Origin of the sequence: Pantoea sp. OVA07A, from assembly GCF_019969975.1 — a bacterium.
GTDB classification, from domain to species: Bacteria; Pseudomonadota; Gammaproteobacteria; order Enterobacterales; family Enterobacteriaceae; genus Pantoea; species Pantoea agglomerans.
In genome coordinates, this window is sequence record NZ_JAHXYM010000009.1 from 1 (window position 1) to 17934 (window position 17934).

Genomic DNA, 17934 nt, shown 5'->3' on the forward strand with positions numbered 1-17934 from the left:
CTGTAAAACGTCATAATGAATTTCATTATGTGTTCACTCGTGAGGCTTGATATTTTTTACGTCCGGAGACGCTGATATCAATCCTGCGAGTGCCCACACAGATTGTCTGATAAATTGTTAAAGAGCATGCCGCGATTTACTGCGGCGCGGGCTGCGTATATTACGCTTTCCGCATTGTCAGTCAAGCATTTATTTTCGCTTAACTCACTGGTTCGTATGATTTCGAACCTACTCAACCCGGCGCTTCGTAAGCCGTTGTGCCGTGTCAGTGGAGGCGCATTATAGGGAGTTCTCGGAGGGTGACAAGTGCTAATTTCAAATAAAATTCCGAGTGCTGATTTTTTCAGCTAAAAGCCGCTAAAGCGCCAGTTTTTCCAGCAACGGGAAGCCATAACGCCGTAAAACGGGTGATAATTGTACCGCTTCGCCATCCAGCTCCGTACAAAATGCAACGTTCTGCTGCGATGAATGCACTTCAGGTGCTTCATGCTCCAGCAGCCAGGCTGTGCGTCGTGCAATTGCCGCACCGGAATCAATCAGACGCGTCCCTTCCGGTAACACCTGCTGCAACTCTTCGCGCAGTAAAGGAAAGTGCGTACAGCCTAAAACGACCGTATCCGGTGGCTCCGCCATCCGCAGCCACGGCTGAACAATACGGCGCACTTCATCCAGAGCAACTTCCGCACCATGGAGCTTCGCTTCTGCCAGTTCAACCAGCTCCGCTGATCCCAGCATCTCTATCTTGCAGGAACCGGCAAACTGCGACACCAGCTCATGGGTATAAGGACGGCGCACCGTGGCACGCGTCGCCAGCAAGCCCACTACACCATTTCGCGTCAGGCGCGCGGCCGGTTTAATCGCCGGAACCACCCCCACGACAGGAAAGGCAAAACGTTCACGTAAAGCGGGCAATGAAACGGTGCTGGCCGTATTACAGGCGATGATCACTAACGAGAGAGGATAGCTGCGGGTAATGGCCTCAACGATAGCGACCACCCGATCCACAATGAAGGTCTCGCTTTTCTCACCGTAAGGGAAGCCAGCGTTATCGAAGGCGTAAAGATAATGAAGATCCGGCAACAGCTGACGGACCTCATCATAGACAGAAAGCCCACCGACGCCGGAATCAAACACCAGCACGGTGGGACGCAAATCAGAAGTTGTAGCTGCCGCTGAGGTAATACTCTCGTCCTGGTGTCTGATAGCCATACACTGTCTCGTAATCTTTATCGAACAGGTTGGCAATTCTACCACGAACCGTGAGTTGTGAAGTGACAGGATATGAGACGGCGAGATCCCACAGGCTGACGCCACCTAACTTCACGCGACGGCTGGGAGAGCTGTTAAAGTCCGTATCATAACGGTCACCCAGATAATGGTAGGTAACTGACCAGTCAAACTCATACAGCGTCCAGTCGAGCTGATATTTCACCTGCTGCTTAGCCCGGCGTACGAGCGGCTGATCGGTGCTGCCATCCCGCGCGTCGACATAATCATAAGAGAGCTGATGCGCCAGCGGCCCGGTGTCGAATCCTGCGGTCGCTTCAACGCCTTTAATGCGAGCCTGCTTAATGTTGTAGTAACGGAAAGTCGCCGGGTCATTATCAATCAGATTATCGATGTCGTTGCGATAGCCCGACACACGCCAGTTCACCGGTCCGCTCAGCCCTTCAAAACCGCCTTCCCACTGCTTACTTTTTTCAGGATCGAGGTCGCGATTGCCATAAACCGGGCTGTAAACCTGCGACAGGTTAGGTGCTTTAAAAGCGGTGCCATAAGAGGCGAACGCGCGGTAGCCGGAGATAAACTCCCATGAGGCCGCCGTCTGCCAGGTGTTATGCCAGCCAAACTGATTATTGTCGTCACCGCGTACCGCACCTTCAAGGATGACGCTGCCAAACTGCTGCTGGCCGGTCAGGTAGAGACCGGTATTACGCTGCTCATAACTATCTGACAAAGTGTTCGTGCCCGGCTCGGTCGTCTCTTTCTGCCAGTCGACACCCGCGCTGATCGCCCCCTGCCCCACCTGCACGGTGTTGCCCCACTGCAGATTGTACTGGGTGACATCATCAAAGGTGGACGCGGCACCGTAGCGGCCATTGCGTGGATCGTAGTTGATGTCTTTGGTATGGCCATAACTGGCGATGAGCTGGGTAGAGTAGAAGTCACGATTGAAGCGTAACCCGGTGTCCCAGGTCTGGCTGTAGAGCTGGCGGGTATCCGCCAGCCCAATAATATTGAAATTATTATCGTAGGTATATGAACCGTCGTAGGCGGTGCGGTTATCAAACCCGTAGCCGCGCACAAAACCACTGAGCTCATCGCTGAACTGATGCTCAAGGTTGCCATACAGGGTTTTGCTCATGAAGCCGTCGCGATCGTGCTGCGCCGGGCCATAGTCATTGGGATAACCCGCCACCACGTCATACCCTTTGGTATAGGTGTAGTTGCCTGCCAGGGTGAGCTTTGTCGCATCGCCCAGCATCTGCTGGGTTGAGCCGTCGTAGGATTGATAGCCGTTGGACCCGACGCCCGCCGTCAGCGTGGTGCCAGGTTGCGATCGGCCCGTAATGATATTCACCACGCCGCCAATCGCATCGGAACCGTAGACTGCAGAACGCGCGCCGCGAATATATTCGATGCGCTGCACCAGTGACAGCGGGATCTGGCTGAGGTCAGACGAACCGGTGATGCCCGCCTGATTAAGCCGGATACCATCAATCAGGATCAGTACATGTCTCGATTCGGTGCCCCGAATAAACAGCGAACTCTGCTGCCCTAACCCGCCACTTTGCGCAACATCGACACCCGGCAGGCGGCGCATCACATCCGTCAGGCTTTTGGCCTGCCAGCGATCAATCTCATCACGTGTGACAACGGTGGTGGGTGCCAGCACACCTGAAACAGGTTCAGCAAAACGGTTGGCGGTGACTATTTGCGTATCATCATTCCCCTGAGCAAAACCGTATTGCGCCCAGAGAGAAATCGCCGTTGCGCTCAGAGCGAACAGCGAAGCAGTTTTTTTTGTCATTTTTATCGCATCCATAAGACGAAGCAGGATGCCGCAGGCCGACAATCAATAGCACGCGATGATTGTACGAGTAGCGACGTTACACCGGCAGGTCTTCGGGCTGGGAACCATAAGTGATGATGACTTCCCATCCCACAGGACAGTGTCTGCAATTGCACTCATCACGACATTCCTTACCGCTGCGCGTCAGCTCCAGATTCACACTGGATTCCCTATTAACTCGGGCTTGAGGCCGGCGTCTGCAGTCTACGGAGTGGAGATACGGAAGTCCAGACTGCCAAACATCTTCTCGCCGCAGGACTGGACATCAGCAAGTGAATGCCTACAATCGCCCGCTGGTAAGCTATTAATCAGGATTGCTCATGACACCCGAACATCTCCCCATTGAAGACTATGACGCACAGCTGGCGGAAAAAGTCAGTCGTTTAGAGACGATGATGACGCCGTTTGCTGCGCCCGACGTGGAGGTGTTCCGTTCACCGGTCAGCCACTATCGGATGCGCGCCGAATTCCGCCTGTGGCACGACGGCGATGATATCTATCACATCATCTTTGATCAGCAGACACGCGAGCGGATCCGTGTTGATCAGTTCCCGGCGGCCAGCCAGCTGATCAATCAGCTGATGCCAAAGATGATCGCCGCGATCCGTGATAATCGTACCCTGCGTCATAAACTGTTCCAGATCGACTATCTGTCGACCCTGAGCAATCAGATTGTGATTTCGCTGCTCTATCACCGCAAACTGGATGATGAGTGGCAGCAGGCAGCCATGGCGCTGCGTGACCAGCTTCGCGCAGAAGGGCTGGATGTGCAGTTGATTGGTCGCGCCACCAAAACCAAAATCTGTCTGGATCGCGACTACGTTGATGAGTGTCTGCCGGTAGCGGGTCGCGAGATTATCTATCGTCAGGTCGAAAACAGTTTTACCCAGCCTAATGCGGCGATGAATATTCAGATGCTGGAGTGGGCGCTGGATGTGACGCAGGATTCACAGGGCGACCTGCTGGAACTCTACTGCGGTAATGGCAACTTCTCGCTGGCGCTGGCACGCAATTTCCGCCGCGTTCTGGCAACTGAAATCGCCAAGCCCTCTGTTGCGTCAGCACAATACAATATTGCCGTGAACCAGATTGATAACGTGCAGATCATTCGTATGGCGGCGGAAGAGTTTACCCAGGCGATGAATGGCGTGCGCAGCTTTAATCGTCTGGAAGGAATTGACCTGACCAGCTACGAATGCGAGACGATTTTTGTCGATCCGCCGCGCAGCGGACTGGATGAAGAGACGGTGAAAATGGTGCAGGCTTATCCGCGCATCCTTTATATCTCCTGCAATCCGCAGACCCTCAGCGACAATCTGCAGACGCTGGCGGAAACGCACGATGTGACGCGGCTGGCGCTGTTTGATCAGTTCCCCTATACCCACCATATGGAATGCGGTGTCCTGCTGACACGTAAAGCGTAAACAAAAACGGGAACCCTGAGGTTCCCGTTTTTTTATCACTACTGATTACGCTTGCGCTTAAAACGCGTCGCAATCCAGAACACCAGCGCTACCATCAGAACGGTGGGAACGAAGTTGGAGCCAATATCCGGGTATTCTGCCCGCACCAGCGCGCTATAAACCAGAATCCCCAGCAGGAAAAACGCCGCTGCCAGTCCTGGCATACCGTCCGGCATATTGGTGTTGAGGTAGCGCTGATGCAGACACCAGGCCGCCAGACCCAGCGCAATCAGCGGGAAAATCGAAAATGGAACAAAGGCGCTGAACAGCACAGAAAACGAGCCGTTAATTGCTAAGCCGGTAATAAAAGCCAGTACCAGTGTGCTTTTATCGCGAGTACCTGGGTGGGTCATGGACTGATCCTTACTCATTGCTCTTCGGGTTTTTCCAGGGTGGCCGCCAGTCGCTCTTGCTCCCGGCGGTACCAGTAATAAGCGCCTTTGGCGATCATACGCAGCTGTAACACCAGCCGATCCTCAAGCTTACGTCGCTGCTCAGCATCAACATCCAGTGCTTCTGCACCGGCGCTGAAAACAATGGTCACCATCGCTTCAGCCTGCGCTTCGGTAAAACTGCGCGGCATGCGATTTTCGACCTCAAGATAATCGGCCAGTTCAGCGATAAAGTGCTGAATTTCACGCGCCACGGCGGCACGAAAAGCGGCAGAGGTGCCGGAACGTTCACGCAGTAACAGGCGGAAAGCGTTGGGATTGTTGCCGATAAACTCCATAAAGGTCGACACCGACGTTTTAATGATGCTGCCGCCTTTGGCAATACGCTGGCGCGCCTGGCGCATCAGCTGTCGCAACATCAGCCCGCTTTCATCTACCATCGTCAGGCCAAGCTCATCAACATCCTTGAAATGACGATAAAAGGAGGTAGGTGCAATCCCTGCTTCACGGGCAACCTCCCGCAAACTCAGACTGGCAAAACTGCGCTCGGCGCTGAGCTGACTGAAGGCGGCTTCAATCAGTGTACGTCGTGTACGTTCTTTTTGTTGCGCTCTGACGCCCATTATCTCTGCCTTTAGCGGTGTTAAGCAGGCACTATATCAAAATTTTCAGCGTACAGATTGGCAATCTTTGTCACCGCCTGTGAACCTCACTCTTTGTCAAAATGTGATGAAAATCGCTGATAGAATTCAGAAGTGCGCGACGAGATGTTAGAATCTCGTTGTAAAAATGTATAAATAATAGGACGTATCGGTATGCAAAAGTCTTACGATTACGATGCCATTGTGATTGGCTCAGGGCCCGGCGGTGAAGGGGCGGCGATGGGGCTGGTAAAACAGGGAGCGCGCATCGCCGTGATCGAACGCTACCACAACATCGGCGGCGGTTGTACGCACTGGGGCACCATCCCTTCTAAAGCCCTTCGCCACGCCGTCAGTCGCATTATTGAATTCAACCAAAATCCGCTCTACAGCGATCATACCCGACTGCTTCGCTCCTCTTTTGCCGACATTCTCAATCACACTGAAAACGTGATCAGCCAGCAGACAGCCATGCGTCAGGGCTTCTACGAGCGTAACCGTTGTGAACTTTATCAGGGCGATGCGCATTTTGTTGATGCCAACACCATTGAGATTGAGCAACCGGATGGCACGCGTGAGACGCTGACGGCAGAGAAGTTTGTTATCGCCTGTGGTTCACGACCTTACCATCCTGACAATGTCGACTTTACTCATCCACGCGTTTATGACTCCGACTCTATTCTCAATCTGCACCACGAACCGGGCCACGTTATTATTTATGGCGCGGGCGTGATTGGCTGTGAATATGCGTCGATTTTCCGTGGACTGAACGTCAAAGTTGACCTGATTAACACCCGCGATCGCCTGCTGGCGTTTCTTGATCAGGAGATGTCTGACTCTCTCTCTTACCACTTCTGGAACAGCGGCGTGGTGATTCGTCACAACGAAGAGTTTGAGAAGATCGAAGGGGTGGAAGATGGCGTCATCATGCATCTGAAGTCGGGTAAGAAAGTGAAAGCCGACTGTCTGCTTTACGCTAACGGCCGTACCGGCAACACCGATTCGCTGTCGCTGGAAAATGTGGGTCTGGAAGCGGATGGTCGTGGCCTGCTGAAAGTGAACAGCATGTATCAGACGGCTCAGCCGCACATTTATGCCGTCGGAGACGTGATTGGCTATCCAAGCCTGGCCTCTGCCGCCTACGATCAGGGCCGTATTGCCGCTCAGGCGATTATCAAAGGGGAAGCGTCAGCGCACCTGATTGAAGATATCCCAACCGGGATTTACACCATTCCGGAAATCAGCTCCGTGGGTAAAACCGAGCAGCAGCTGACGGCAATGAAGGTGCCTTACGAAGTGGGCCGCGCGCAGTTCAAACATCTGGCGCGAGCGCAGATCGTTGGCATGAACGTTGGCAGCCTGAAGATTCTGTTCCATCGGGAAACCAAAGAGATTCTGGGAATTCACTGCTTTGGTGAACGTGCCGCCGAGATTATTCACATCGGTCAGGCGATCATGGAGCAGAAAAACGGTGGCAACACGATTGAGTACTTCGTGAATACCACCTTTAACTATCCGACCATGGCCGAAGCCTATCGCGTTGCGGCGTTAAACGGCTTAAACCGCCTGTTTTAACGCAGCGTCGAAATAGTGCTGCATGTGGGTTTTAATCGCCTCTGCCAGCTGTTCATAACGGCTGCGCAGTGGTGAACCCGGTCGATAGACCAGCGCAATTGTACGCTGTGGCACCGGTTTGTAGCAGGTGAGATAGCAGACGCCGTCGCGGATACGCTCCGGTGGGACTGCCAGCGCCGGTAACAGCGTAATCCCGCTGCCTGCCGCCACCATATTGCGCAGCGTCTCAAGACTGGTCGCGCGAAAATGGGTATCTTCATCGGCGCCCGCCTCAAAGCAGAACCCCATCGCCTGGTCACGCAGACAGTGCCCATCTTCCAGCATCAGCAGCTTCTCGCCTGCCAGATCGGACATAGGTACCCGGTCGCGATCGCACCAGGGATGATCGGCATAGACTGCCAGCTTCATCGGCTCATCAAACAACGGCACTTCGATAAAGGCCTGACTCTCTTTGACCAGCGCGATAATCGCGCAGTCCAGCTTGCCACTATCGAGCTGTGCCAGCAGTTGCTGCGTCTGCGCTTCGTGCAGATACATCTCCAGTTTCGGGAATGTCTGGTGCAGCGTCGGGATAATCTGTGGCAATAAGTAGGGCGCGGTGGTCGGGATGAGGCCGATATGCAGCGGACCTGACATCGCTTCCCCTTGCTGACTGGCCATCTCTTTCAGCACTTTCACTTCACGCAGCACCGTACGCGCCTGATCCACCAGCAGCAAACCTGCCTGGGTGAACAGCACTTTACGGCTGGTGCGCTCCAGCAGCATCACACCCAGCTCATCTTCCAGCTTACGGATCTGCCCGCTTAACGTCGGCTGACTGACATGACACGCATCCGCAGCACGGCGGAAATGACGGTGTTCAGCAAGCGAAACCAGATATTCAAGATCACGAATATTCATTATTACCCTCCAAGCCACGATAGCCCGTGGCGATAGATAGAATAGCAATGAACGATTGGCCCTATCAAGGGTGGTTGGGAATAATGCGCACATCAAATGGAACGCGGTATGTCAGGAGAAAAAAATGTTTGCAAGTCAGGAAGGTAAAGCTATTCCGTCAGTGACTTTTCACACACGTCAGGGCGATCGCTGGGTCGATGTCACCACTGAAGCGCTGTTTAAAGACAAAACGGTCATCGTTTTTTCACTGCCGGGTGCATTCACACCGACCTGCTCCTCCAGCCATCTGCCGCGTTACAACGAATTAGCGGGTCTGTTTGCCCAGCAGGGTGTGGACAGCATTCTGTGCGTCTCGGTGAATGACACGTTTGTGATGAACGCCTGGAAAGCAGAACAGCGCGCAGACAACATTACCTTTATCCCTGATGGCAACGGCGAGTTTACCCGTGGCATGGAAATGCTGGTTGAGAAAGCCGATCTCGGCTTTGGCCCACGTTCATGGCGCTACTCGATGCTGGTGCGTAACGGCGTGGTAGAGAAAATGTTTGTTGAGCCAAACAAGCCGGGCGACCCATTTGAGGTCTCTGATGCCGACACCATGCTGCGCTATCTGGCGCCGGAGTGTAAAGCTCAGGAGTCGGTCTCAATCTTCACCAAACCTGGCTGCACCTTCTGCACCCAGGCAAAACAGATGCTGATGGATCATGGTATTCAGTACGAAGAGATCGTGCTGGGACAGGATGCGACAACCGTGAGTCTGCGCGCCGTTTCAGGCCGGGCGACGGTACCGCAGATCTTCATGGGGGGTCGTCACATTGGCGGCAGTGAGGATCTGCAGCAATATTTGCTGTCAGCGTAAGAGAATCTGAGCGTCGGCCGGGAGAGCAGGCGCTTTGATGATGTGCCTATAAAAATGAGTAATTCTGAAGCTAGAGGTTGGCGGGCATTTAATGTGCCCGCTTTTTTTTACCTGTTAATTACGCCAGACGCTGCTTTGCGTCACCGATGGCACGCGCAACCTGCTGTGGCGAGACGCCGCCCTGTGCATTACGCTTATCCAGACAGGATTGCAGCGCCAGAATGGGATAGACATCCTCGCCAATCACCGCACTGAACTGCTGCAGCTGTGCCAGCGACAGCGCTTCCAGCGCCACACCCTGCCCGATGGCGGCAACCACTACTTCCCCGACGATATGGTGTGCTTCACGGAACGGCACGCCTTTGGCGACCAGATAGTCAGCCAGTTCAGTGGAGTTTGCGTAACCCTGTTCAGCCGCTTCCTGGCAGCGCGGGCGTTTAACCTGCAGGCCATCCAGCACCAGAACTGACATATGCAGACAGTCGAGCCAGGTGTCGAGCGCGTCAAACAGCCCCTCTTTGTCTTCCTGCATATCTTTGTTGTAGGCCAGCGGCAGACCTTTCAGCGTCATCATCATGCCGGTCAGCGCGCCCTGCACCCGGCCACACTTGCCGCGAATCAGCTCCAGCGCATCCGGATTTTTCTTCTGCGGCATCAGCGATGAGCCGGAGGTCACTTTATCTGACAGTTCGATAAAGCCCGCTTCACCGGTGTTGAAGAAGATCATATCTTCGGCGAAGCGCGACAGATGCACCATGCCGATGGCAGCGTCAGAAAGCAGCTCCAGCACGTGATCGCGGTCTGATACGGTATCCAGACTGTTGCGCGTGGCAGAAGCAAAGCCCAGCCAGCCAGCCAGCTGCTGACGATCGATCTCATACGCGGTACCGGCCAGTGCGCCACAGCCCAGCGGGCTAACATCGAGCCGCTTCAGCGTATCCTGCAGACGGCTCTCGTCACGCGCCAGCATTTCAACGTAGGCCAGGCACCAGTGCGCAAACGTCACCGGCTGCGCACGCTGCAGATGCGTGTAGCCCGGCATCACCGCATCCTGATTGACTTCGGCAGTGACGACCAGCGCCTGCTGCAGATCACGGGTGGCACCCAGCAGCGCTTCAATCTGCACCTTGCACCACAGCTTAAGATCGGTCGCGACCTGATCGTTACGGCTACGTCCGGTGTGCAGTTTTTTGCCCAGCGCGCCCACCTTGTCGATCAGCTGGCCTTCAACCCAGCTGTGGATATCTTCGGCGTCGCTCTGCAGAATCTGCTCAGGATCCTCACGGACTTCATCCAGTAATGTATTCAGGGCCGCTTCCAGCTGCTGCTGCTCATCCTGAGTCAGGACATTTACCGTCACCAGCGCTTTGGACCAGGCAACAGAGCCAATGATGTCCTGCTCTGCCAGGCGGTAATCGAAGCGCAGCGAGTCATTGAACTGTTTAAAACGTTGATCCGCTGCCTGAGTAAACCGTCCACCCCAAAGTGCCATGTGAAAACTCCTCTGAATCGTTAAACAAGGGGCGGCATAAATGCCGCCCCTGAAATGAAACTGTGAGGCGAGGCGCACCTCGCCTGAAAATTACTTCTTCTGCTCGTTCAGGGCGCGGATACGCGAAGAGAGCGAGAACAGACGGATAAAGCCGCCCGCATGACGGTGATCGTACACTTCATCTTCACCAAAGGTGGCGAACTCTTCCGAGTAGAGGCTGTTCGCGGAACGCTTCTGGGTGGCTGTCGCCTGGCCTTTGTAGAGCTGCAGTACCACTTCACCGTTAACCTCTTCCGCCAGCGATTCGGCAGCGGCCTGAATCGACTTACGCAGCGGGGCGAACCAGCGACCGTCATAAACCACATAGGACATCTCGTGGCCGAGCTGCTCACGCCATTTGAAGCTATCGCGATCCAGCACCAGCTGCTCAACCGCACGCAGCGCATTGACCATGATGGTGCCGCCAGGGGTTTCGTAGCAGCCGCGCGATTTAATCCCTACCAGACGGTTTTCAACGATATCGATACGGCCGACGCCATGTTTTGCGCCCAGCACGTTAAGTTTTTCCAGGCACTGGAACGGACTCAGTTTTTCGCCGTTAACCGCCACGACCCGACCTTTTTCCACGGTTACGGTCACTTCTTCAGGCTGGTCAGGCGCTTCCAGCGGATCGACAGTCCAGACCCAGCAATCTTTATTCGGTGCATTGGCCGGGCTTTCCAGCACGCCACCTTCGGTGGAGATGTGCCAGGCGTTCTCGTCACGGCTGTAGATTTTCTCCAGTGACGCGGTGGTCGGAATGTTGCGCTCTTTCAGGTAGTCCAGCAGCGCTTCACGTGAACGCAGGTTCCATTCACGCCACGGAGCCACCACTTTCAGCTGCGGTGCCAGCGCGGTGTAGGTGGTTTCGAAACGCACCTGGTCATTCCCTTTACCGGTAGCGCCGTGACACAGCGCATCCGCACCCACTTTCAGCGCCAGCTCAACCTGTGCTTTAGCGATGATAGGACGCGCCATTGAAGTGCCCAGCAGATAAGTGCCTTCATAGAGGGCGCCAGTCTGCAGCACCGGATAGACATAGTCGCTGATGAACTCTTCACGCAGGTCAACCACGTGGCATTCAGATGCGCCGGACTGCAGGGCTTTCTTCTCTACACCTTCCAGATCGCCGCGCTCCTGACCGATATCTGCGACAAAAGCGACGACTTCACAGCCGCCGTAGTTCTCTTTCAGCCATGGAATGATGGCCGAAGTATCAAGACCACCGGAGTAAGCCAGAACGATTTTTTTGATGTTTTGCGTTTGCATTTCGTAATCCTTGAATCAGAGTCGTTAAGCGAGAATCCGGGTGCCAATCGACACGCCGTTAAACAGGTCAGGCAGCCGCTCAGCGTGACGCCAGCTGGCAATATCCACCGGGCGGCCCAGGGTACGCGCTGCATCAAGCGCAGCGTGCACTTTCACAATCATGCCGTCGGTAATAATGCCCTGGGTAATCAGCTGCTCAGCTTTGTCGGCGGTCATCTCTTCGATGCGCTGACCTTTGCCGTCGAGAATACCACTGACGTCTGATAACAGGACCAGATCAGCGCCCAGCGTCGAGGCCAGTGCGGTCGCCGCCTGGTCAGCGTTGACGTTCATCAGGTCGCCGCTGTCAGTTATACCAATTGAGCTCACCACCGGCATATAGCCGGCCGCCAGCAGGGTGTTCAGCAATGCCGGATCGCCCGGCATTGCGTGGCCAACGTGGCCGAGTTCTTCATCAAACGGTGTGACATTCACGATGCCCGCATCGCCCAGGCAGAGGCCTACCGCGTTGATGCCCGATTTTTTTGCCCAGGCCAGCAGCGTTTTATTCGCGGTTCCCGCCAGCGCACCGGTAATAATGTCGATCTGATCGGCTGGCGTGACACGCAGGCCATTTTTCTTCTTCACCGGCAGCGCCAGCTTTTTCATCAGTTCATCCACCAGGCAACCGCCGCCGTGGACAATAATCAGCGGACGCTGATGGGCGCTACGGTAGGTCAGCAGCGCTTCAAACAGGCGGGCCAGCGCTTCTTCGCTGTCTAACAACACACCGCCCAGCTTGATAATTAATGGATTGGTCATGGTATATTTGTCCGTTAAATCAGTGACTGCGTTTCAGGGAAGCCGAACCGGATGTTCAGGCACTGTACCGCCTGCGATGCCGCGCCTTTCAGCAGATTATCTTCGGCTGCCACGACAATCAGATGCTCGCCCTGCACTTCAAAACCGATATCGCAGTAAGGCAGACCTACAACGGCTTTCAGCGCCGGTACGCCCTGTTCGTAGAGCCGCACCAGTGGCTTGTTGTCATAGGCGCGATGGAAAACTGCGGCGATATCTTCACGGCTGACACCCGCTTTCAGACGGCAGGTAATCGTCGCCAGGATACCGCGCGGGAAGTTACCCAGATGCGGAGTGAAGATCACCGGCGTACCAAGGTGCGCGACGATTTCCGGGTGATGACGATGATTGAACAGGCCGTAAGGCTGCAGGCTCACTTCGCAGAAGCTGGTGCCGACATTGGCTTTACGTCCGGCACCGCTCACGCCGCTGGTGGCGTTGATTACCGGCCACTGCGCCTCGTTTAACAGTCCGGCATCCACCAGGGGCTTCAGCGCCAGCTGCGCAGCGGTCGGGTAACAACCTGGCACAGCCACCAGCTGCGCCTGCTGGATTTTCTCATGCTGATATTCGGCAAGGCCGTAAACGGCTTTGTCCAGCCAGTCGCTATGCTGATGGGTGAAGCCATAAAAGCGGGTATAAAAATCAGCGTCATTCACGCGGAACGCACCCGACAGGTCGAACACCACACAGCCAGCCTTGAGAAATTCCGGCGCCAGATCGTGGCTGACTTCGTGGGCCGTCGCCAGGAACACCACATCCACCTTGTCTGCCCACTCGGCCGCGCTGCTCAGCGGCTGCAGCGGCAAATCCACCACACCTTTCAGCTGCGGATGGAGATCGGAGAGGCGCTTGCCGGCATCAGGGCTTTGCGCCGAAACCGCCAAAGCGGTTATGTTGATATGTGGATGGCGATTCAGGAAGGTGGCAAGCTCTGTACCAGCATAACCACTGGCACCAACGATCAGCGTATTCAACATCAGGCTGTAACCCTTTTTACAGTCGCACGTTCCGGGTCGCGGCCTTGCCCCGTTACCCGCCCTGTCATCTGCAGTGATTTAAGGTTCCCTTGCAGAGGACGTTAATGTATTTTTATTCACTATTACTGCATGAATATGGATACATCCTAACCCAAGGACCGCCAACAGTGAAGACAAAATTACCGCCTTTTATTGAACTGTACCGCCAGTTAATCGCCACACCGTCGATCAGCGCAACCGATGCCGCACTGGATCAGAGTAATGAAACTTTAATCAATTTGCTGGCCGGCTGGTTCCGCGACCTCGGCTTCAGCGTTGAAGTGCAGCCGGTGCCCGGCACCCGCAATAAATTTAATATGCTGGCGCGTACCGGAAGCGGTGCGGGCGGCCTGCTGCTAGCAGGTCATACCGATACCGTTCCTTTTGACGATGGCCGCTGGACACGCGATCCCTTTACCCTGACCGAGCACGACAACAAGCTCTATGGCCTGGGCACGGCAGACATGAAAGGCTTCTTCGCCTTTATTCTCGATACGCTGCGCGATGTGGATGTCAGCACGCTGAGCAAGCCGCTCTATATCCTCGCTACGGCCGATGAAGAGACCACCATGGCTGGCGCCAAATATTTTTCTGAATCGACGCAGCTGCGTCCCGACTGCGCCATCATCGGTGAACCAACCTCACTTAAACCGGTACGTGCGCACAAAGGTCACCTGTCGAATGTGATCCGTATCGAGGGAAAATCGGGCCACTCCAGCGATCCCGCGCGTGGCGTTAACGCCATTGAACTGATGCATGAGTCGATCACCCATCTGATGCAACTGCGCAATACACTGCAGGAGCGTTATCACCATGACGGCTTTGCCATCCCCTATCCCACCATGAATTTTGGCCATATTCATGGCGGTGACGCCGCTAACCGTATCTGTGCCTGCTGTGAACTGCATATGGATATCCGTCCGCTGCCGGGTCTGTCGCTGAACGATCTCGATGGGCTACTGAACGAGGCGCTGGCACCGGTCAGTGCGCGCTGGCCGGGCCGTGTCACGGTGGCTGAACTGCATCCGCCGATTCCTGGCTACGAATGTCCGGCAGATCATGAACTGGTCAGTGTGGTCGAGAAATTGCTGGGTATACCCACTGAGGTGGTGAACTACTGCACCGAAGCGCCTTTTATTCAGCAGCTCTGCCCAACGCTGGTACTGGGCCCGGGGTCGATTGAGCAGGCACATCAGCCAGACGAATTTATTGATACTGCATTTATTAAGCCGACAAGGGCGCTTATCACTCAGGTTGTGCAGCATTTTTGCCACTGATTAACAGCAAATGGGGCATTTCACTGCATTAACAGTAAAATGCCCCTTCATTCTGCGGGATTTAGCAATAAGAATAACTTATCCCGCTTTGTTCCCGATAAATTCTACGAATTTCCGTTATTTAGCCACACCTTCAGCGCACTTTAACGCATTTGACGAACGCAACATTACGTGGCTAGATAAAAGACGATGTTATGCCCACCGGGTGATTATCCAGAGCGTTTCAGAATGTGGACAGGCGGCAACGGAGCCGGTTCCCTGTAGATTAGGGGGAACATGGCGTTGCTGATTTTTCTGCTGCCTGAAAGGTCGGGTGTAGAAGTTTTTCAAGACGATAAGGGTGTCAGGGTCCAATGAACGAACAATATTCCGCAATGCGAAGTAATGTCAGTATGCTCGGCAAACTGCTCGGGGATACGATTAAGGATGCACTGGGAGAGAACATCCTCGACCAGGTGGAAACCATCCGTAAGCTCTCCAAGTCATCCCGTGCAGGAAATGACACTCATCGTAAAGAACTGCTCAATACGCTGCAGAACCTCTCCAACGAGGAGCTTCTGCCGGTTGCACGCGCTTTTAGCCAGTTTCTGAACCTCACCAACGTAGCTGAGCAGTATCAGACCATCTCGCAAAGTGGCGAGGGTGAGAACCATCCCGAACTGCTGAAAAAGACCTTTGATACCCTGAAGCAGCAGAAAGATATCAGCGAAAGCGACATCCTTGCGGCCATTGAGTCGCTGTCGCTGGAACTGGTGCTGACGGCTCACCCGACTGAAATCACCCGCCGTACGCTGATTCACAAGCTGGTCGAAGTTAACAGCTGCCTGAAACAGCTCGATCACAGCGACGTCTCCGACTACGAACGTAACCAGATTATGCGCCGTCTGCGTCAGCTGGTGGCACAGGCGTGGCACACCGATGAGATCCGCAAATATCGTCCGACCCCTATCGACGAAGCCAAATGGGGCTTTGCCGTGGTGGAAAACAGCCTGTGGGAAGGCGTACCCGCTTTCCTGCGTGAGCTGAACGAGCAGGTAGAAGAGGCGTTCGGCATTAAGCTGCCGGTCGATTTCGTGCCGGTTCAGTTCACCTCATGGATGGGTGGCGACCGCGACGGTAACCCTAACGTTACGGCGGCGATTACCCGCCACGTTATGCAGCTGAGTCGCTGGAAAGCCACTGACCTGTTCCTGCGCGATATCGGCGTACTGATCTCTGAGTTGTCGATGTCAGAGTGCACTGAAGAGATCCGGGAACTCAGCGGCGATCCGGAAGCACTTGAACCTTATCGTATGATCCTGAAACGCCTGCGCAGCCAGTTAATGACTACCCAGTCATTCCTGGAACGCCGCCTGAAAGGTGAACGTCTGCCGCGCCCGGCCGATCTGCTGGTCTCCAACGATCAGCTGTGGGATCCGCTGTTTACCATCTATCAGTCACTGCAAAAGTGCGGCATGGGCATTATCGCCAACGGTCAGTTGCTTGATACGCTGCGCCGCGTGAAATGTTTCGGCGTGCCGCTGGTGCGTATCGATCTGCGTCAGGAGAGTACCCGTCACACCGAAGCGATTGCTGAAGTGACCCGCTATCTGGGCCTCGGCGATTATGAAAGCTGGTCCGAAGCGGACAAGCAGGCCTTCCTGATCCGTGAACTGAACTCCAAGCGTCCGCTGCTGCCTCGCAGCTGGGAGCCCAGCGATGAAACGCGTGAAGTGCTGGAGACCTGTCGCGTCGCGGCTGAAGCGCCACAGGGTTCTATCGCCGCCTATGTTATTTCCATGGCGAAAACCCCTTCTGACGTGCTGGCAGTGCATCTGCTGCTGAAAGAAGCAGGCATCGGCTATGCCATGCCGGTTGCACCGCTGTTTGAAACGCTTGATGACCTGAATAATGCCAATGACGTAATGAGCCAGCTGCTGAGCATCGACTGGTATCGCGGCTTAATTCAGGGCAAACAGATGGTGATGATTGGCTATTCTGACTCGGCGAAAGACGCCGGTGTGATGGCCGCCAGCTGGGCGCAATATCAGGCACAGGATGCCCTGATTAAAACCTGTGAGAAGGCCGGGATTTCACTGACACTGTTCCACGGACGCGGCGGCAGCATTGGCCGTGGTGGCGCACCCGCCCATGCAGCGCTGCTGTCGCAACCACCAGGCAGCCTGCGCGGCGGTCTGCGCGTGACCGAACAGGGCGAGATGATCCGCTTTAAATATGGTTTACCCGCCGTCACCATCGCCAGCCTGTCGCTCTACACCGGCGCAATTCTGGAAGCGAACCTGATGCCGCCGCCGGAGCCAAAACGCGAATGGCGCGACATTATGGATCAGCTCTCCGCCGACTCCTGTGCGATGTATCGCGGTTATGTGCGTGAAAATGCTGACTTCGTGCCCTATTTCCGCTCAGCGACACCAGAGCAGGAGCTGGGTAAATTACCGCTGGGCTCACGTCCCGCCAAGCGCCGACCTACCGGCGGCGTAGAGTCGCTGCGTGCGATTCCATGGATTTTCGCCTGGACGCAGAACCGTCTGATGCTGCCTGCGTGGCTGGGTGCCGGTGCGGCCCTGCAACAGGCGATGGCCGCCGGTCATCAGGATCAGCTGGAAGCGATGTGCCGCGACTGGCCATTCTTCTCTACCCGTCTGGGTATGCTGGAGATGGTATTCTCAAAAGCGGACCTGTGGCTGGCGGAATATTACGATCAGCGTCTGGTCGAGAAATCACTCTGGCCGCTGGGCAAACAGCTGCGCGATCAGCTTGATGCGGATATCAAAGCGGTACTGACCATTGCCAATGACTCACACCTGATGGCCGATCAGCCGTGGATTGCCGAGTCAATTGCACTGCGTAACGTCTATACCGATCCGCTCAACGTACTCCAGGCCGAACTGCTGCATCGTTCGCGCGCGCGGGAAGCGAATGGCGATGAACCGGATGCCCGCGTTGAGCAGGCGCTGATGGTGACCATTGCTGGTGTCGCGGCAGGCATGCGCAATACCGGTTAATGGTGGTGAGGTGCTGACGATCGCCAGCGCCGCCCTGCAGTAAAAACAAAAAAAGTCGGGACTCTCCCGACTTTTTTATTGGCTGAAGCA

At 55.1% G+C, this 17934-nt stretch carries 14 protein-coding genes and 1 riboswitch; of the genes, 5 read left to right on the forward strand and 9 right to left on the reverse strand.

Annotated features, from left to right (window positions below; genetic code table 11):
- Positions 1–357 precede the first annotated feature (357 nt).
- On the reverse strand, positions 358–1209 hold the full coding sequence (gene murI / locus LC417_RS20900) for a glutamate racemase (RefSeq protein WP_033759179.1): 852 nt from the start codon (positions 1207–1209) through the stop codon (positions 358–360).
- Positions 1154–3031 (reverse strand): TonB-dependent vitamin B12 receptor BtuB, encoded by a 1878-nt coding sequence (btuB, locus tag LC417_RS20905; protein WP_223566317.1) that lies wholly within the window; start codon positions 3029–3031, stop codon positions 1154–1156. The genes murI and btuB overlap by 56 nt, the downstream gene beginning before the upstream one ends.
- A gap of 68 nt (positions 3032–3099) precedes the next feature.
- Positions 3100–3283: riboswitch (cobalamin riboswitch) on the reverse strand.
- 110 nt (positions 3284–3393) lie between these two features.
- On the opposite strand from btuB, the gene trmA reads away from it, so the two are divergent.
- Positions 3394–4497: a tRNA (uridine(54)-C5)-methyltransferase TrmA gene (trmA, locus tag LC417_RS20910; protein ID WP_187508715.1), complete on the forward strand. Its 1104-nt coding sequence runs from the start codon at positions 3394–3396 to the stop codon at positions 4495–4497.
- A 38-nt stretch (positions 4498–4535) separates the two neighbouring features.
- On the opposite strand, the gene LC417_RS20915 is transcribed toward trmA, so the two are convergent.
- Entirely contained in the window at positions 4536–4889 is a 354-nt protein-coding gene (locus tag LC417_RS20915; protein WP_010258126.1) for a YijD family membrane protein, read from the reverse strand.
- 14 nt (positions 4890–4903) lie between these two features.
- Positions 4904–5551 carry an HTH-type transcriptional repressor FabR gene (gene fabR, locus LC417_RS20920; RefSeq protein ID WP_010258128.1) on the reverse strand — a complete coding sequence of 216 codons (648 nt, stop codon included), beginning with the start codon at positions 5549–5551 and terminating at the stop codon, positions 4904–4906.
- Positions 5552–5743: 192 nt separating this feature from the next.
- On the opposite strand from fabR, the gene sthA reads away from it, so the two are divergent.
- Positions 5744–7144 carry a Si-specific NAD(P)(+) transhydrogenase gene (gene sthA / locus LC417_RS20925; protein WP_010258130.1) on the forward strand — a complete coding sequence of 467 codons (1401 nt, stop codon included), beginning with the start codon at positions 5744–5746 and terminating at the stop codon, positions 7142–7144.
- Here sthA and oxyR read toward each other — a convergent pair.
- Positions 7127–8044 carry a DNA-binding transcriptional regulator OxyR gene (oxyR, locus tag LC417_RS20930; RefSeq protein WP_010258132.1) on the reverse strand — a complete coding sequence of 306 codons (918 nt, stop codon included), beginning with the start codon at positions 8042–8044 and terminating at the stop codon, positions 7127–7129. The two genes, sthA and oxyR, sit on opposite strands and share 18 nt — an antisense overlap.
- A 124-nt stretch (positions 8045–8168) precedes the next feature.
- Here oxyR and LC417_RS20935 point away from each other — a divergent pair, with 124 nt between their 5' ends.
- On the forward strand, positions 8169–8903 hold the full coding sequence (locus LC417_RS20935) for a glutathione peroxidase (protein ID WP_010672060.1): 735 nt from the start codon (positions 8169–8171) through the stop codon (positions 8901–8903).
- Between the two features lie 118 nt (positions 8904–9021).
- Here LC417_RS20935 and argH read toward each other — a convergent pair whose 3' ends face one another.
- The 4 genes from argH to argC form a co-directional block, all read right to left on the reverse strand.
- A complete protein-coding gene (gene argH / locus LC417_RS20940) occupies positions 9022–10395 on the reverse strand; it encodes an argininosuccinate lyase (RefSeq protein ID WP_223566318.1) in 1374 nt (457 codons plus the stop codon).
- A gap of 90 nt (positions 10396–10485) precedes the next feature.
- Positions 10486–11703: an argininosuccinate synthase gene (locus tag LC417_RS20945; protein ID WP_022624925.1), complete on the reverse strand. Its 1218-nt coding sequence runs from the start codon at positions 11701–11703 to the stop codon at positions 10486–10488.
- A gap of 24 nt (positions 11704–11727) precedes the next feature.
- Complete coding sequence (argB, locus tag LC417_RS20950; protein ID WP_010258140.1) at positions 11728–12504, reverse strand: acetylglutamate kinase; 777 nt, start codon at positions 12502–12504, stop codon at positions 11728–11730.
- A 14-nt stretch (positions 12505–12518) separates the two neighbouring features.
- Positions 12519–13523, reverse strand: coding sequence for an N-acetyl-gamma-glutamyl-phosphate reductase (gene argC, locus LC417_RS20955; RefSeq protein ID WP_033773135.1), 1005 nt, complete (start codon positions 13521–13523; stop codon positions 12519–12521).
- A gap of 167 nt (positions 13524–13690) precedes the next feature.
- On the opposite strand from argC, the gene argE reads away from it, so the two are divergent.
- Both argE and ppc read left to right on the forward strand, forming a co-directional pair.
- On the forward strand, positions 13691–14839 hold the full coding sequence (gene argE, locus LC417_RS20960) for an acetylornithine deacetylase (protein ID WP_010258144.1): 1149 nt from the start codon (positions 13691–13693) through the stop codon (positions 14837–14839).
- Between the two features lie 353 nt (positions 14840–15192).
- A complete protein-coding gene (ppc, locus tag LC417_RS20965) occupies positions 15193–17844 on the forward strand; it encodes a phosphoenolpyruvate carboxylase (RefSeq protein ID WP_022624923.1) in 2652 nt (883 codons plus the stop codon).
- Positions 17845–17934 lie beyond the last annotated feature (90 nt).

What these genes read in the sequence shown, in the direction of transcription:
- argB (WP_010258140.1), bottom strand. Translation starts at nt 12,504, where the DNA reads ATGACCAATCCATTAATTATCAAGCTGGGCGGTGTGTTGTTAGACAGC.
- fabR (WP_010258128.1), bottom strand. Translation starts at nt 5,551, where the DNA reads ATGGGCGTCAGAGCGCAACAAAAAGAACGTACACGACGTACACTGATT.
- ppc (WP_022624923.1), top strand. Translation starts at nt 15,193, where the DNA reads ATGAACGAACAATATTCCGCAATGCGAAGTAATGTCAGTATGCTCGGC.
- LC417_RS20945 (WP_022624925.1), bottom strand. Translation starts at nt 11,703, where the DNA reads ATGCAAACGCAAAACATCAAAAAAATCGTTCTGGCTTACTCCGGTGGT.
- murI (WP_033759179.1), bottom strand. Translation starts at nt 1,209, where the DNA reads ATGGCTATCAGACACCAGGACGAGAGTATTACCTCAGCGGCAGCTACA.
- sthA (WP_010258130.1), top strand. Translation starts at nt 5,744, where the DNA reads ATGCAAAAGTCTTACGATTACGATGCCATTGTGATTGGCTCAGGGCCC.
- trmA (WP_187508715.1), top strand. Translation starts at nt 3,394, where the DNA reads ATGACACCCGAACATCTCCCCATTGAAGACTATGACGCACAGCTGGCG.
- LC417_RS20915 (WP_010258126.1), bottom strand. Translation starts at nt 4,889, where the DNA reads ATGACCCACCCAGGTACTCGCGATAAAAGCACACTGGTACTGGCTTTT.
- LC417_RS20935 (WP_010672060.1), top strand. Translation starts at nt 8,169, where the DNA reads ATGTTTGCAAGTCAGGAAGGTAAAGCTATTCCGTCAGTGACTTTTCAC.
- btuB (WP_223566317.1), bottom strand. Translation starts at nt 3,031, where the DNA reads ATGACAAAAAAAACTGCTTCGCTGTTCGCTCTGAGCGCAACGGCGATT.
- argC (WP_033773135.1), bottom strand. Translation starts at nt 13,523, where the DNA reads ATGTTGAATACGCTGATCGTTGGTGCCAGTGGTTATGCTGGTACAGAG.
- argH (WP_223566318.1), bottom strand. Translation starts at nt 10,395, where the DNA reads ATGGCACTTTGGGGTGGACGGTTTACTCAGGCAGCGGATCAACGTTTT.
- oxyR (WP_010258132.1), bottom strand. Translation starts at nt 8,044, where the DNA reads ATGAATATTCGTGATCTTGAATATCTGGTTTCGCTTGCTGAACACCGT.